We start from the raw sequence: 12,244 nt of genomic DNA, 5'->3' as shown, positions 1-12,244 counted from the left end.
GGCGTCAGACCCGGGAGGTGAAGGTGGCCAGGAAGCGGTGCGGGGTGATCACGCCGGCGTTGTCGAAGCAGATCACGTCGACCTCGACATCAGTGGTGTACGACCAGGGTTGGGTGAGATGGCAGTAGTTGCTGCCAGGGCCCTGCGCCACGACCTGGGCATGCGTCTCCCTGACGCCGATCTGCGGAAAAGTCGCCAGGAATCGGCCGGTGGGGGCCAGCGGCACCACCGTGTTGGCACCGACACCGACCATCGAGTTGTCGTTGGTCGGCCCGCCGACGGCGGTGCCCACGTATCCGATGTACGTCGGCGGGCCGAAGGAGCCGATCACCGACCGCCGGCGGTGGTACGAGAGGACGAAGTCGGTGTTGGTGAACGCGCCGGCCTGGTCGAAGCAAAAGACCTCCACCTGCACGTAGGTGCTGAGCGGGCCCCAGGAGTTGACCTTGCACCGGCGGGGAGCGGCGTTCGGTTGCACGGCGGTGACCTGCACGTTGCCGGCGAGCAAATCGGGTAGCCCCACCCCGGGCAGCCGCACCGCGTACTGCCCGACGCCGAACGCCCCGACCGCGTTCACCATGCCCGTGGAGTTGTACGACTGCGTCATCGCGCCGCCAGCCCACTGCACGTACGCATGGGAGTTGCCGGCCGGCAGCAGGCCCGAGCTGGTCGTCCAGAGCACGGTGAACGGGGTGTCCTCGCGCGTGCCGCCGGGCCTGTGGCACTGCACGTCGACGATCTGGTCGGCGCCGGACTGGCCCCAGCGAACCACCTCGCAGTAGTGCCCGCTCCGGTTCACCGGGGTCACGTGCGGCACGCCCCGCGAGCCGGCGCCCACCTGCGGGAAGCGGACCTGGAATCGACCAGGTGCGAGCTTGATGCCGTCGGCCCAGGCGGCCGGGAATGCCGTCTTCCAGCTTCCCCACTGCCGGGTGGTGTCAAGCACGGTCCAAACCGGCACGGTGGGGTCCTTGACGTAGGCGAACCCCCAGCGGTCAGCGGTGGCCGCTGCGGCAGGTGCCGCTGGCATGAGTGCGCCGGCGGCGGCCAGGACGGCAGCCAGCGCTGCGCTGACGAACGATCGGAGACGCATGTGTTCCTCCATTCGACCGGAAGATGACACACAGGAGTGTGCGGGCTGTAATGGCTTGGTTACAAAGAAGATCGCCGATGTTCCGGTGTGGGGTAACAATCACCTCTGGCATGTATCAAAGTCGGCCACAGCGACTCTGTTAATGAAGCGCTGTGTCTCCATGCCTTGGTGGCCCGCTGCGGCTGCACGCCATCCGCTCCGGGGCGTCCCTGCGGACGGAGGTCGGCGGCCCGGAGGTGCTGAGCGAGCAAGGAGCGTAACGCCTGGCGCACCTCGAGCCGTTCCGGCAGCAACGGCCAGTGCGTCGAGGTCCGCAACCGAGGCACCGAAATCGACGTACGCGACTCCAAGGCACCCGCCGCCGGAACCCTGAGCTTCACCCCCGTGGCCTGGACCGCCTTCGTCAGCGGCATCAGAACCGACGCGAGCCGCCCCTGAGCTTCGGCCACGCACGCCCGTGCAGCTGTAGCACGGTGGTCGGGGCGGCGTCGGGCCGAAGCACCCGGTTGGCTGCCAGGGCGAAGGCAGCTCCGGTGAGCGGTTGCAGGCGCGCGGATCGCGGCCAGATGTGCTCACCATGCAGCGGTCGTTCGGTCCCGGTTCTGGGGCGGGTAGTGCTTGCGGAGGTCGGAGGTTGTCATCCGGTCGAGCACCCGGTCGGGAAGGATGCGGGAGGCCCGGATGAGGAAGGCAGCCGTCGCGCCGATGGTGTAACGGGTGCGGGGCCTGGCGTCGGTCACCGCTCTGGCGATTCTCTTCGCGGCGACGTCGGAGGTCACGCCGGCCTCGGTGAACGCCGCCACGTGGGCGGGTATCGCCTGCATCAGAGTGCCGTAGCGCGCGTTCTGCTCGGGTGTCATCGCTTCGTCGAGGCGGCTGAGGGCGGCGAGGCCGACGCGGGACATCTCGGTTTTGACGCCGCCCGGTTCGACCACCACCACCTGCACGCCGTGGGGAGCCAACTCGTTGCGCAGCGCGTCGCTCATCGCCTCCATCGCGAACTTGCTTGCGGCGTACGGTCCGTAGCCGGCCATCGAGATCTTGCCGTTGAGGGAGCTGATGTTGACGACGCGCCCCTTGCCGCGTAACAGCGCGGGAAGCAGGGCCTGGGTGACGGCGACGTGGCCGAAGAGGTTCACCTCGAAGATGCGCCGCCATTCGCTGAGCGGCATCACCTCGACCGGGCCGGCGCCAGGGACGCCGGCGTTGTTGACCAGCGCCCGCAGCGGCTGCGGACCCCGCTCGACACGTGCGGCGAGCGCGGCGACGTGGTCGGGGTCGGTGATGTCGAGGGTCACCGGCTCGATGTGGTCGGCCCGCAGGCGCGTCCCGTCGCTGTTGCGCCGTACGCCGGCGAGGACATGGAAGCCCCGCCGAGCCAGTTCCCGCGCGGTGGCTGCACCCATGCCGGTCGATGCCCCGGTCACGATCACGAGTTCCCGAGTTTCAGATGACGTTGTCATCTCTTGAGTCTGCGGCACCGAGATGACAACGTCAACTGGTTGAAGTGACTTAGTCATCACAATCGGACTAGTATCGTCCGCATGATCAGCCGTGCCGAATCAGCCGCTGCCACCCGTCGCGCCCTGCTCGACGCGGCCGCTGAGCTGCTCGATTCCGGTGGCCTCGACGCCGTGACGTTGCGCGCGGTGGGGGCCCGCGCCGGAGTGACCCGCGGAGCGCCCTACCGGCACTTCCTCGACAAGGAGAGCCTGCTGATCGCCGTCGGGACCCGGGCATGGGACACGCTCGGAGACCGCATGCAGGCGCTTCGCGCGCAACCGGGCCTGTCGGCCGCCGAAAAGATGCGCGGCGGCCTCCTTGCGCTCATCGACATCGGCCGCTTTCAGCCACACCTCTACAAGCTCATGTTCAGCAACCCGCCCGGCGACCCCACCGCACTCGCCCGGGCCGCCCAGCGAAGCCAGACCGAGTTCCTGGCCGTCGTCGCCGACCTGGTGGGCGAGCAGGACGCCCGCCGATACGCGGCCCTGCTCATCAGCAGCGCGAACGGGATCGCCGGCCTGGAAGCCAGTGGCCAGCTCGCCGACCCGAAGTGGGGAGGCGTCTCCGCCGAAGACCTCACCGACACCCTCGTCGACATGATCGCCGGCAAGAACCGGCACGTCTGACGGGACTGCGTAGATCTCCGTGTGTGGCCTGAGTGTGGTCCGTGGGACAGAACGTTGCTCCTGTCCGGAAAGGACCACGTCATGGCAGACGAGAAGAACGCGGTTCAGCTCGCAGAAATGGCGCGGACGCATAAGGAAGACTGGCAGGCATGGCTGATCTGGGCGACCCCAAGGCTGCGCTGCACCACTACCTCCAGGCGATGCGCGACAACCTGATCTGGAAGCTCGACGGGCTGAGCGAACGCGAGGCGCGACTGCCCCGCACCGCGACCGGCAACAATCTGCTGGGAGTCCTCAAGCACTGCCTCAATGTCGAAGCCGGCTACTTCGGGCCTACCTTCGGGCGTGAGTTCCCGATGCCTGAGGAACTGGTCCCCATGCAGGCGTTCGAGGAGGACCCGCAGGCAGACTGGTACGCGCGGGAGGGCGAGACGAAGGATGGGCTGATCGACCTTTATCGCCGTGTCGGGGTGTTCGCGGATCAGACGATCGAACAGCTGCCCCTTGACGCGCCAGGGCAGGTGCCGTGGTGGCGTCCAGGCGAAAGGGACGTGACGCTGCACAGGATCATCATCCACGTGACCTGCGACCTCGCCCGTCACGCCGGTCACGCGGACATCATGCGCGAGCAGCACGACAGGGCGATCGGCTTGCGGCGGGGGAACTCCGGCGTCCCCCACGACTACGACTGGCCGGCGTACGTCACCAGGCTGACGAAGCTCGCTGACCGGTTCGGTTAGCCACCCGGTCCCGTCGATACAGGCAGCGCGGGCAGTATCCGCTCATCGGCAGCCAGGCCAGGAGCAGCGAGCCTGACCGGTGGGCACCGCGGGATCCGATCAACCGATCAGCCAGAGGCAGAACGGGTGGCCGTCCGGGTCGAGGCAGACCCGGACGTCCTCCTGCGGCTGGTAGTCGGCCAGGGTGGCGCCACAGGCCAACGCGTGCTCCAGGGCAGCGGTCAGATCCGTCACGCCGATCTCCAGGTGCATCGACATCTGCTGCCGGCCCGGCTCGGCCGGCCAGGTCGGGCGGGCGTACGCCCGCTCCCGCTGGAAGGAGAGCCCGACCCCGCCGTCGGGGTTGCGCAGGATCACGTCGTCGGGCTGCTCGTCCGCGATCTCCCAGCCGAGCAGCCGCACGTAGAAGCGGGCCAGCGCGGCCGGGTCCGGGGTGTCCAGGTTGACCTGGGTGAGCGTCAGCGGGGTGGGCAGGGGCATCAGGTCCTCCTGGTGGTGTACGCGCATCCTCGGCGTGGGCAGCGGACTGGTCGTGGCGGGCACTCGGAACGTCGGTGGCGTGTGCCAGGCTGTCGGGCGTGGCACAGCAGAAACCGATCATGCTCGTCGACGCGCCCAGTCTCTACTTCCGGGCCTACTTCGGCATTCCCGAGTCCGCCGCGAAGACCGCCGAGGGCCAGCCCGTCAACGCCGTACGCGGCTTCCTCGACATGCTCGCCCACCTGATCCGCACCCGGCAACCGGGCCGGATGGTGTGCGCGATGGACCACGACTGGCGACCGGACTGGCGGGTCGCGCTGCTGCCGTCGTACAAGGCGCACCGGGTGGCACCGGAGGGCGGCGAGGTGGTACCGGACACCCTCACCCCGCAGGTGCCGATGCTCCTCGACGTGCTCGACGCGCTGGGGATCACCGTGACCGGCGCGGCCGGCTACGAGGCCGACGACGTGCTCGGCACCCTCTCGGTCACCCAGCCCGGCCCGGTGGAGGTGGTCTCCGGCGACCGCGACCTGTTCCAGCTCGTGGACGACGCCCGCGGGGTACGCCTGCTCTACGTCGGGCGGGGCGTGGCCAAGCTGGAGGACTGCGACGACGCCGCGGTGCGCGCCCGTTACGGCGTACCGGCCGACCGGTACGCCGAGTTCGCCGCCCTGCGCGGCGACCCCAGCGACGGCCTGCCGGGGGTGGCCGGCGTCGGCGAGAAGACCGCCGCCCGGCTGGTCGACCGCTACGGCGACATCCCCGGCATCCTCGCCGCCCTGGACGACCCGGGCTCCGGCTTCGCGCCCGGACTGCGCGCCAAGCTCACTGCCGCGCGAGACTACCTCGCGGTGGCGCCGAAGGTGGTCCGGGTCGCGCTGGACGTACCACTGCCGGCGCTGCCCACCGAACTGCCGACGGCACCCGCCGACCCGGACCGGCTCATCGAGCTGGCCGAACGCTGGAACCTCGCCGGCTCCACCCGCCGCCTGGTCGACGCCCTGGCCAGCCGTGCCGGCTAGCTGTCCGGCCGCTGCTCTCGCCCTGCTGCCGTGGTCCGCGATGGCACCAGCGGTGCCTCCGGGACCAGGAAACAGACCAGCAGCTTGAGGTAGAAGAAGATCGGGAACCAGGCGTACGCCGGCTCCAGCGGCAACCAGGTCAGGTTGACCAGGACGGCAGCCAGGTAGAGCGCCACCGCGAGCAGCCGCTTCACGTCGACCGGCGCCAACTCGACCAGGATCGCCGCCACCAGCAGCAGCGCCACGTTCGCCAGCAGCCAGGACGGGTCGGCACCGGCGGCCGGGACGCGGGTCAGCGCCAGCAGGTACACCGCGTGCACCGCCACGAGAAACAGGCGCGAGTCGCGGCGGCCGGGCCGGTGGTACCACCGTTTGGCCGGGTTCGTCGCGTTGGTGAGCGCGCCGCCGACGAGGTCCACGGCGGCCACCACCGTCACCAGGATGGCGAGGAACGACCAGTCCGCACCGCTCGTGTGCCGGACGATGTACGTCGCCAGCAGCGCCAGCACCAGCAGGTGCATCCCGGCCTCGGTCAGGTTCTCCCGCCGACTGCGCCCCGGCCCGAAGAACCGGTCCAGCGAGCCGGCCAGCCCCGGCCGGGGCGGCGGGATCCGCCAGTCGACCCGTACCCCCGGGGGGCTGCCGGCGACGGTCCGCTGCGCCTCGGTCGTCTGCTCGGTCACCTGGCTCGCCTCCCCGTTCCCGCCGCTGCCGTCGGCCCCGGCATCGTCCGGCACTCAGCCATCGTTCCATATCGGAACGGTAGTGCTACGCGCATCATCCTGCGCGAGCGCCCGCTGCGTTGCGAGCGCCGGATGTGTTAATAAGGGGCCCTTTTACTACAGCAGGCGTTAATAAGGGGCCCTTCCTTTCAAACGACCTCGCGGAGGTAGGCGGTGATCGAGGCGGTGAGGATCTCATCGCCGGGGCGCGACCACACCTCGGCGTTGAAGACCTCGACCTCGATCGGGCCGGTGTAGCCGGCCGCGTCGACCGCCGCGCGCAGCCGGCGCAGTTCGATGCAGCCGTCGCCGGGCAGGGCCCGACCGAGCAGCACCCCCGCCGGCAGCGGGGTGATCCAGTCGCAGACCTGGAACGAGGCGATCCACTCCCCCGCGCGGGCGATCTGCGCGTACACCGTGTCGTCCCACCACACGTGGTAGGCGTCCACGACGACGCCGACCACGCCGGGGTCGAACCGTTCGGCGATGTCGAGCGCCTGGCCGAGGGTGGCGATCACGCAGCGGTCGGCGCTGAACATCGGGTGCAGCGGCTCGATGGCGAGCCGCACCCCGGCGGCGTCGGCGTGCGGCGCCAGCTCGGCGATGGCGTCGGCGACCCGGGCCCGGGCGCCGTCGATGTCCTTGCTGCCGGCCGGCAGGCCGCCGGAGACCAGCACCAGCACCGGCGCGCCGAGGGTGGCCGCCTCGTCGATGGCGCGCAGGTTCTGCTCCCGCCAGTCCTCGGCGGTGAAGAACCCGCCCCGGCACAGCGTGGTCACGGTCAGCCCGGCGTCGCGTACCAGCTTGGCGGCGCGCTCGAGGCCGTATTCGGCGACCGGCTCCCGCCACAGGCCGATACCGGGCACACCGGCGGCCACACAGCCGGCGACCACGTCGGGCAGCGCCCAGTGCTGCGCGGTGGCCTGGTTGAAGGAGAACCGGCGCAGCGCCTGGTCGGTCACTGGGTCACCCCCGCGACGGCGAAGAACGCCCGCGCCCGGGCGGCGGCCAGTTCGGCGTCGGGCAGCAGACCGGCCGCGTCGGCCAGGGTGAGCAGGGTGGCCAGGTGCGCCGGTGACCGGCCGGACTGCAACCCGCCGACCATGGTGAAGTGGTCCTGGTGCCCGGCCAGCCAGGCGAGGAAGACGATCCCGGTCTTGTAGTACCAGGTGGGCGCGGCGAACAGGTGCCGGGCCAGCGGCACGGTGGGCGCGAAGATCTCGTCGTACGCGGTCAGGTCGCCCCGGTCGAGGGCGGCCAGCGCGGCCGAGGCGGCCGGCGCGATGGCGGCGAAGACCCCGAGCAGCGCGTCGGAGTGGCCCTGCTCGTCGCCCCGGATCAGCTCCGGGTAGTTGAAGTCGTCGCCGGTGTAGAGGCGTACCCCGGCCGGCAGCCGGCGGCGCAACGCCACCTCGCGGCCGGCGTCGAGCAGCGACATCTTGATCCCGTCGACCCGGGACGCATGGGCCTTGAGCAGTTCGACGACGGTGTCGGCGGCCAGGTCCAGGTCGGTGCTGCCCCAGTAGCCGGTCAGCGCCGGGTCGAACATCGGCCCGAGCCAGTGCAGCACCACCGGCCGGTCGGCGGCGGTCAGCAGGTCGTCGTAGACCCGCAGGTAGTCCTCGGGTCCGCCGGCCACGGCGGCCAGGTGACGGCTGCACATCAGCACCGGCACCGCCCCGGCGGCCTGCACGTCGTCGAGCTGCTCGCGGTACGCGGCGGTGACCTCGGTGAGGCTGGCCGGGCCGGCCGGCAGCTGGTCGGTGGTGACCCCGGCGACGATCCGGCCACCGGCCGCCCGCGCCTCGGCCGCGCTGCGCCGGATCAGCTCGCGGGTGGCCGGGTAGTCCAGGCCCATGCCGCGCTGCGCGGTGTCCATCGCCTCGGCCACGCCGAGGCCGTACGACCAGAGGTGCCGACGGAAGGCCAGGGTACGGTCCCAGTCGAGGGTGGCCGGGGTGCCCGGGGTGTTGTCGGCCGCCGGGTCGGCCACCACGTGTGCGGCGGCGTACGCGATGCGGCTGTGCGGCGGGCGGTCGGGCCGGGGATGGCCGGCGCCACCGCGCAGCCGCAGTCGCCGGCCGCCGGGCAGGGTCACCTCGGCGGCGCTCACAGCGACAGCTCCGGCACCTCGACGCGGCGGCCCTCCCGGGCCGAGACCAGGCCCAGCTCGGCCAGTTGCACGCCACGGGCACCGGCCAGGAAGTCCCACCGGAACGGTTCGCCGACCGCGACGTGCCGCAGGAACGCCTCCCACTGCACCTTGAAGCCGTTGTCGAAGTCCTCGTTGTCCGGCACCTCGGTCCACTGCGAGCGGAAGTCCTCGGTCACCGGCAGGTCCGGATTCCACACCGGCTTCGGGGTGACCGCCCGGTGCTGCACCCGGCAGCGCCGCAACCCGGCCACCGCGCTGCCCTCGGTGCCGTCGACCTGGAACTCGACAAGTTCGTCGCGGTACACCCGCACCGCCCAGGACGAGTTGAGCTGGGCGATGACGCCACCGGCCAGCTCGAAGACCGCGTACGCGGCGTCGTCGGCGGTGGCCTGGTAGGACCGGCCGGCCTCGTCGACGCGGCGCGGGACGTGCGTGGCGATGGTCGCGGAGACCGCCCGTACCTCGCCGAAGAGTTCCGCCAGCACGTAGTGCCAGTGCGGGAACATGTCCACCACGATGCCGCCGCCGTCCTCGGCCCGGTAGTTCCACGATGGACGTTGGGCGGCCTGCCAGTCGCCCTCGAAGACCCAGTAGCCGAACTCTCCCCGCACCGAGAGCACCTGGCCGAAGAAGCCGCCGTCGAGCAGCCGCTTGAGCTTGCGCAGCCCGGGCAGAAAGAGCTTGTCCTGCACCACGCCGGTGCGGACCCCGGCGGCGCGGGCCGCCCGAGCCAGGTCGAGGGCGGCTGCGGTGTCCTCGGCCAGGGGCTTCTCGGTGTAGATGTGCTTGCCGGCCTCGATCGCCTGCCGGATGGCCTTCTCCCGCTGCTGGGTGACCTGGGCGTCGAAGTAGACCTGCACGTCGTCGCGGGCCAGCGCGGCGGTCAGGTCGGTGGTCCAGTCGTCCAGGCCGTGCCGTTCGGCGATCTCGCGCAGCTTGGTCTCGCTGCGTCCGACCAGGACCAGGTGCGGCCAGGCGGTGGTGCCGTCGGGCAGCGCCACGCCGCCGGACTCACGGATGGCCAGCAGGGAGCGCACCAGATGTTGCCGGTATCCCATCCGGCCGGTGACGCCGTTCACGATGATGCCGATCGACCTGCGGGTCATGGGGGTCCTTCCAGTCGCACACGCCGTAGGTAAGCGCTTTCCTGGCCAGCCTAAGCCGCCGCCCCACACCCGGGCAAGACCGAAGGAAGGGCCCCTTCCTAACGCCTCGTGCATAGGAAGGGCCCCTTGTTAACAAGCGCCGCACCGGCCCAGGTCCACGCCGAAAACCGGTCGCGACCGGCCCGTGCACCCGGTCACCATCGCCAGGTGGACCGACATGCCAGCGAGATCGTCGCGTACTACACGTTCCGCTACCGGGAGGACCAGCGCCTCGGCGCACGACCGCAGGCCCGGCTGGAACGGACGCGAACCCTGGAACTGCTACGCCAGGCACTGCCCGCGCCACCGGCGTCGATCCTGGACGTCGGTGGCGGCCCCGGCGAGTACGCCCGCGCCCTCGTCGCGCTGGGCTACCGCGTACGCCTGCTCGACCTGGTGCCCGCCCACGTCGCCCAGGCCCGCGCCGGCCAGCCCGGCGTGGCGGCGGAGGTCGCGGACGCCCGCGCGCTGCCCGAGGAGGACGACAGCTACGACGCCACGCTGCTGCTCGGCCCGCTCTACCACCTGCTGGACCGCGCCGACCGGTGCCGGGCCCTCACCGAGGCGGTACGCGTCACCCGCCCCGGCGGTCGGGTGCTCGCCGCCGCGATCTCGCGATTCGCCGGCCCGCTCGACTTCGCCGCCACCGGTCGACTCGACGACCGGATGGTCGACGAAGCCCGGGTGCTGCTGACCAACGGCGCCAACGACCCGAGCATCGGCTTCACCCACGCCTACTTCCACCGCGTCGAGGAACTCGTCGACGAGTGCCGCACGGCCGGCCTGGCCGACATCACCGTCGACGGGATCGAGGGACCGGCGTGGATCGCCGCCGAGGCGGCGGCGCACGGTCCGATGGCGCAGACCGTGTTCGACGCCGCGCTGCGCCTCGCCCGCGTCTACCGGCGGGAGCCGGCGCTGGTCGCGGCCAGCGCGCATCTGCTCGCCCAGGGGACGGTTCCCGACCACCCGCCGCAAACCGGACGCAACACCCCCGACCCGCGGCCGTGACCTGCGCGAACCACGGAACAGCCCACGGCCCGCGCTGCGGTACGGTGACGCTGGTCGCCAGGCGCGCGGCCGGGGTGACCGACAGGGGGCGGGAGTGGCGACGCTGTCCGATGTGGCCCGGCGGGCGGGGGTCTCACCCGCCACGGCATCGCGCGTGATCAACGGCAGCAGCAAACCGGTCACCGACGAGCTGCGCGAACGGGTGCTCCAGGCCGTCGCCGAGTTGCAGTACGTGCCGAACGCCCACGCCCAACTGCTGGCCCGCTCGCACCGCGGCGCGGTCGGCGTCATCGTGCACGACGTCTCCGACCCGTACTTTTCCGAGATCACCCGGGGCCTGCAACGGGTCGCCACCGATCAGGGTCGACTGCTGATGATCTGCAACAGCTACCGCGACCCGGACCGGGAACTGGAGTACGTCGAGCTGCTACGCGGGCACCAGGTCGCCGCGATCATCCTCGCCGGTTCCGGTTACCACGCCGCCGAGTTCACCCGGCTGCTCAACGGCAAGCTGACCGCGTACGAGGCCACCGGCGGGCGGGTCGCGGTGATCGGCCGCCACGAGCACTCCGGCGACGCGGTGATGCCGGACAATCGGGGCGGCGCCCGGCTGCTCGGCGAGGAGATCTGCCGGCTCGGGCACGAGCGGATCGGCGTGGTGGCCGGGCCACGGGTGCTGACCACCACCACCGACCGGCTCACCGGGCTGCGTGAGGCGTTCGCCGAGCACGGCCGGGAACTACCGGAACACCGCATCCGGTACGCCGAGTTCGACCGCGACAGCGGTGCCGCCGCCACCGCCGCGCTGCTCGACGCGGAGCCCGGGTTGACCGCGATCGCGGCGCTTAACGACTCGATGGCCATCGGCGCGCTGTCCTTGCTGCGTTCCCGAGGGGTGCCGGTGCCCGACCGGCTCAGCGTGTTCGGCTTCGACGACATGCCGATGGCGCGCGACGTGACCCCGGCGCTGACCACCGTCCGGCTGCCCCTGGTCGAGATGGGTGCCCGGGCGATGGCCCTCGCCCTCGACGCCGGTGGCGCCGGCCCCCGGGTGGCCTCGCTCGCCGCCGAACTGGTCCGCCGCGACAGCACCGGCCCGGTACCCGCCGCCCGCTGAACGGCCCGCCCGGCCGGCGGCGCGACCGCACCGGCCCGGTACCCGCCGCCCGCTGAACGGCCCGCCCGCGCGAACCCGAGCGTGACGGTCAGGGCAGGTCGAGGCGCTCGACGGGCTGCGATGCCGCGTCGACCATCATCGTGGTTCCGCGCTCGCTTCCCGGTGCGCGTCGCTGCCCTCGCGGTAGAAGACGTATCCCGCGTGGCGCAGTACGTCCCCGTCGAAGGTGCCGTCGGCGCTGAAACCGGTGTCGTCGACGTACTCGATCCGGGTCCCGACGACCCGGTAGGAGCCGGTGTATGCGCTCTCCCGCTCGCCCCGGGCCTCGTCGTAGCGACCGTCGGGCAGCAGCATCTGCCGGATGTGGCCGTCGGCCGTCACCCACATCCCGACGTACGGATGGGACGCCCCGGCGTCGGTCGGCACCGGTGACGTCGGGATGTGCAGCGCGGTCGCGGGCGGCGACTGCTGCCCGCCGTCCCGCGCCGCATCGTGCTCGGCGGTGCACGCGCCGAGCAGCGGGACAAGGCACGCCCCGCTGACCATGGTCCCGAGGTAGGGCTTCTTCGACTGTCTCTTCGCTCCCGAACTCGCCATGCCGCACACGCTAGGTTTGCCGGTCCGCCC

The 12,244-nt window shown here is 71.5% G+C and carries 13 protein-coding genes and 1 pseudogene; 6 read left to right on the top strand and 8 right to left on the bottom strand.

Features of this window, described 5'->3' with window-relative positions:
• Positions 1-4: 4 nt before the first annotated feature.
• Positions 5-1,093: a hypothetical protein gene (locus QQG74_RS16310; protein WP_341715622.1), complete on the bottom strand. Its 1,089-nt coding sequence runs from the start codon at positions 1,091-1,093 to the stop codon at positions 5-7.
• 264 nt (positions 1,094-1,357) lie between these two features.
• Here QQG74_RS16310 and QQG74_RS16305 point away from each other — a divergent pair.
• Positions 1,358-1,531: pseudogene (locus tag QQG74_RS16305) on the top strand (DUF397 domain-containing protein); the annotation flags it as partial.
• Positions 1,532-1,665: 134 nt separating this feature from the next.
• On the opposite strand, the gene QQG74_RS16300 reads toward QQG74_RS16305, so the two are convergent.
• Positions 1,666-2,556, bottom strand: coding sequence for an SDR family oxidoreductase (locus QQG74_RS16300; RefSeq protein ID WP_341715621.1), 891 nt, complete (start codon positions 2,554-2,556; stop codon positions 1,666-1,668).
• 81 nt (positions 2,557-2,637) lie between these two features.
• Between QQG74_RS16300 and QQG74_RS16295 the strand changes: the two genes are divergently transcribed.
• Both QQG74_RS16295 and QQG74_RS16290 read left to right on the top strand, forming a co-directional pair.
• A complete protein-coding gene (locus QQG74_RS16295; RefSeq protein ID WP_341715620.1) occupies positions 2,638-3,225 on the top strand; it encodes a TetR/AcrR family transcriptional regulator in 588 nt (195 codons plus the stop codon).
• A gap of 149 nt (positions 3,226-3,374) precedes the next feature.
• Positions 3,375-3,965: a DinB family protein gene (locus QQG74_RS16290; protein WP_341715619.1), complete on the top strand. Its 591-nt coding sequence runs from the start codon at positions 3,375-3,377 to the stop codon at positions 3,963-3,965.
• A gap of 99 nt (positions 3,966-4,064) precedes the next feature.
• Here QQG74_RS16290 and QQG74_RS16285 read toward each other — a convergent pair whose 3' ends face one another.
• On the bottom strand, positions 4,065-4,445 hold the full coding sequence (locus QQG74_RS16285) for a VOC family protein (RefSeq protein WP_341715618.1): 381 nt from the start codon (positions 4,443-4,445) through the stop codon (positions 4,065-4,067).
• A 119-nt stretch (positions 4,446-4,564) separates the two neighbouring features.
• Here QQG74_RS16285 and QQG74_RS16280 point away from each other — a divergent pair, with 119 nt between their 5' ends.
• Positions 4,565-5,467 carry a 5'-3' exonuclease gene (locus tag QQG74_RS16280; RefSeq protein WP_341721250.1) on the top strand — a complete coding sequence of 301 codons (903 nt, stop codon included), beginning with the start codon at positions 4,565-4,567 and terminating at the stop codon, positions 5,465-5,467.
• Here QQG74_RS16280 and QQG74_RS16275 read toward each other — a convergent pair.
• The 4 genes from QQG74_RS16275 to QQG74_RS16260 all read right to left on the bottom strand — a co-directional run bounded on the left by QQG74_RS16275 (position 5,464) and on the right by QQG74_RS16260 (position 9,450).
• Complete coding sequence (locus tag QQG74_RS16275) at positions 5,464-6,204, bottom strand: hypothetical protein (RefSeq protein WP_341715617.1); 741 nt, start codon at positions 6,202-6,204, stop codon at positions 5,464-5,466. The genes QQG74_RS16280 and QQG74_RS16275 overlap by 4 nt on opposite strands.
• A gap of 134 nt (positions 6,205-6,338) precedes the next feature.
• Positions 6,339-7,151, bottom strand: coding sequence for a sugar phosphate isomerase/epimerase family protein (locus QQG74_RS16270; protein WP_341715616.1), 813 nt, complete (start codon positions 7,149-7,151; stop codon positions 6,339-6,341).
• Positions 7,148-8,302 carry a dihydrodipicolinate synthase family protein gene (locus QQG74_RS16265; RefSeq protein ID WP_341715615.1) on the bottom strand — a complete coding sequence of 385 codons (1,155 nt, stop codon included), beginning with the start codon at positions 8,300-8,302 and terminating at the stop codon, positions 7,148-7,150. The genes QQG74_RS16270 and QQG74_RS16265 overlap by 4 nt, the downstream gene beginning before the upstream one ends.
• Complete coding sequence (locus tag QQG74_RS16260) at positions 8,299-9,450, bottom strand: Gfo/Idh/MocA family oxidoreductase (protein WP_341715614.1); 1,152 nt, start codon at positions 9,448-9,450, stop codon at positions 8,299-8,301. Before QQG74_RS16260 ends, QQG74_RS16265 begins: the two co-directional genes overlap by 4 nt.
• Positions 9,451-9,657: 207 nt before the next feature.
• Here QQG74_RS16260 and QQG74_RS16255 point away from each other — a divergent pair, with 207 nt between their 5' ends.
• Positions 9,658-10,500 (top strand): class I SAM-dependent methyltransferase, encoded by an 843-nt coding sequence (locus tag QQG74_RS16255; RefSeq protein ID WP_341715613.1) that lies wholly within the window; start codon positions 9,658-9,660, stop codon positions 10,498-10,500.
• 94 nt (positions 10,501-10,594) lie between these two features.
• Positions 10,595-11,617: a LacI family DNA-binding transcriptional regulator gene (locus tag QQG74_RS16250; RefSeq protein ID WP_341715612.1), complete on the top strand. Its 1,023-nt coding sequence runs from the start codon at positions 10,595-10,597 to the stop codon at positions 11,615-11,617.
• A 135-nt stretch (positions 11,618-11,752) separates the two neighbouring features.
• Here QQG74_RS16250 and QQG74_RS16245 read toward each other — a convergent pair whose 3' ends face one another.
• Positions 11,753-12,214: an Atu4866 domain-containing protein gene (locus QQG74_RS16245; RefSeq protein ID WP_341715611.1), complete on the bottom strand. Its 462-nt coding sequence runs from the start codon at positions 12,212-12,214 to the stop codon at positions 11,753-11,755.
• Between the last annotated feature and the right edge of the window lie 30 nt (positions 12,215-12,244).

The sequence above is a fragment of the Micromonospora sp. FIMYZ51 genome (assembly GCF_038246755.1).
Taxonomy (GTDB): domain Bacteria; phylum Actinomycetota; class Actinomycetes; order Mycobacteriales; family Micromonosporaceae; genus Micromonospora.
Note: the sequence above shows the minus strand (reverse complement) of the source record. Positions and strands in the feature narration are given on the sequence as shown.

Coding starts and splice junctions, on each gene's coding strand:
- QQG74_RS16280 (WP_341721250.1), top strand. CDS start 4,565: ATGCTCGTCGACGCGCCCAGTCTCTACTTCCGGGCCTACTTCGGCATT.
- QQG74_RS16245 (WP_341715611.1), bottom strand. CDS start 12,214: ATGGCGAGTTCGGGAGCGAAGAGACAGTCGAAGAAGCCCTACCTCGGG.
- QQG74_RS16295 (WP_341715620.1), top strand. CDS start 2,638: ATGATCAGCCGTGCCGAATCAGCCGCTGCCACCCGTCGCGCCCTGCTC.
- QQG74_RS16300 (WP_341715621.1), bottom strand. CDS start 2,556: ATGACAACGTCATCTGAAACTCGGGAACTCGTGATCGTGACCGGGGCA.
- QQG74_RS16290 (WP_341715619.1), top strand. CDS start 3,375: ATGGCTGATCTGGGCGACCCCAAGGCTGCGCTGCACCACTACCTCCAG.
- QQG74_RS16260 (WP_341715614.1), bottom strand. CDS start 9,450: ATGACCCGCAGGTCGATCGGCATCATCGTGAACGGCGTCACCGGCCGG.
- QQG74_RS16285 (WP_341715618.1), bottom strand. CDS start 4,445: ATGCCCCTGCCCACCCCGCTGACGCTCACCCAGGTCAACCTGGACACC.
- QQG74_RS16310 (WP_341715622.1), bottom strand. CDS start 1,093: ATGCGTCTCCGATCGTTCGTCAGCGCAGCGCTGGCTGCCGTCCTGGCC.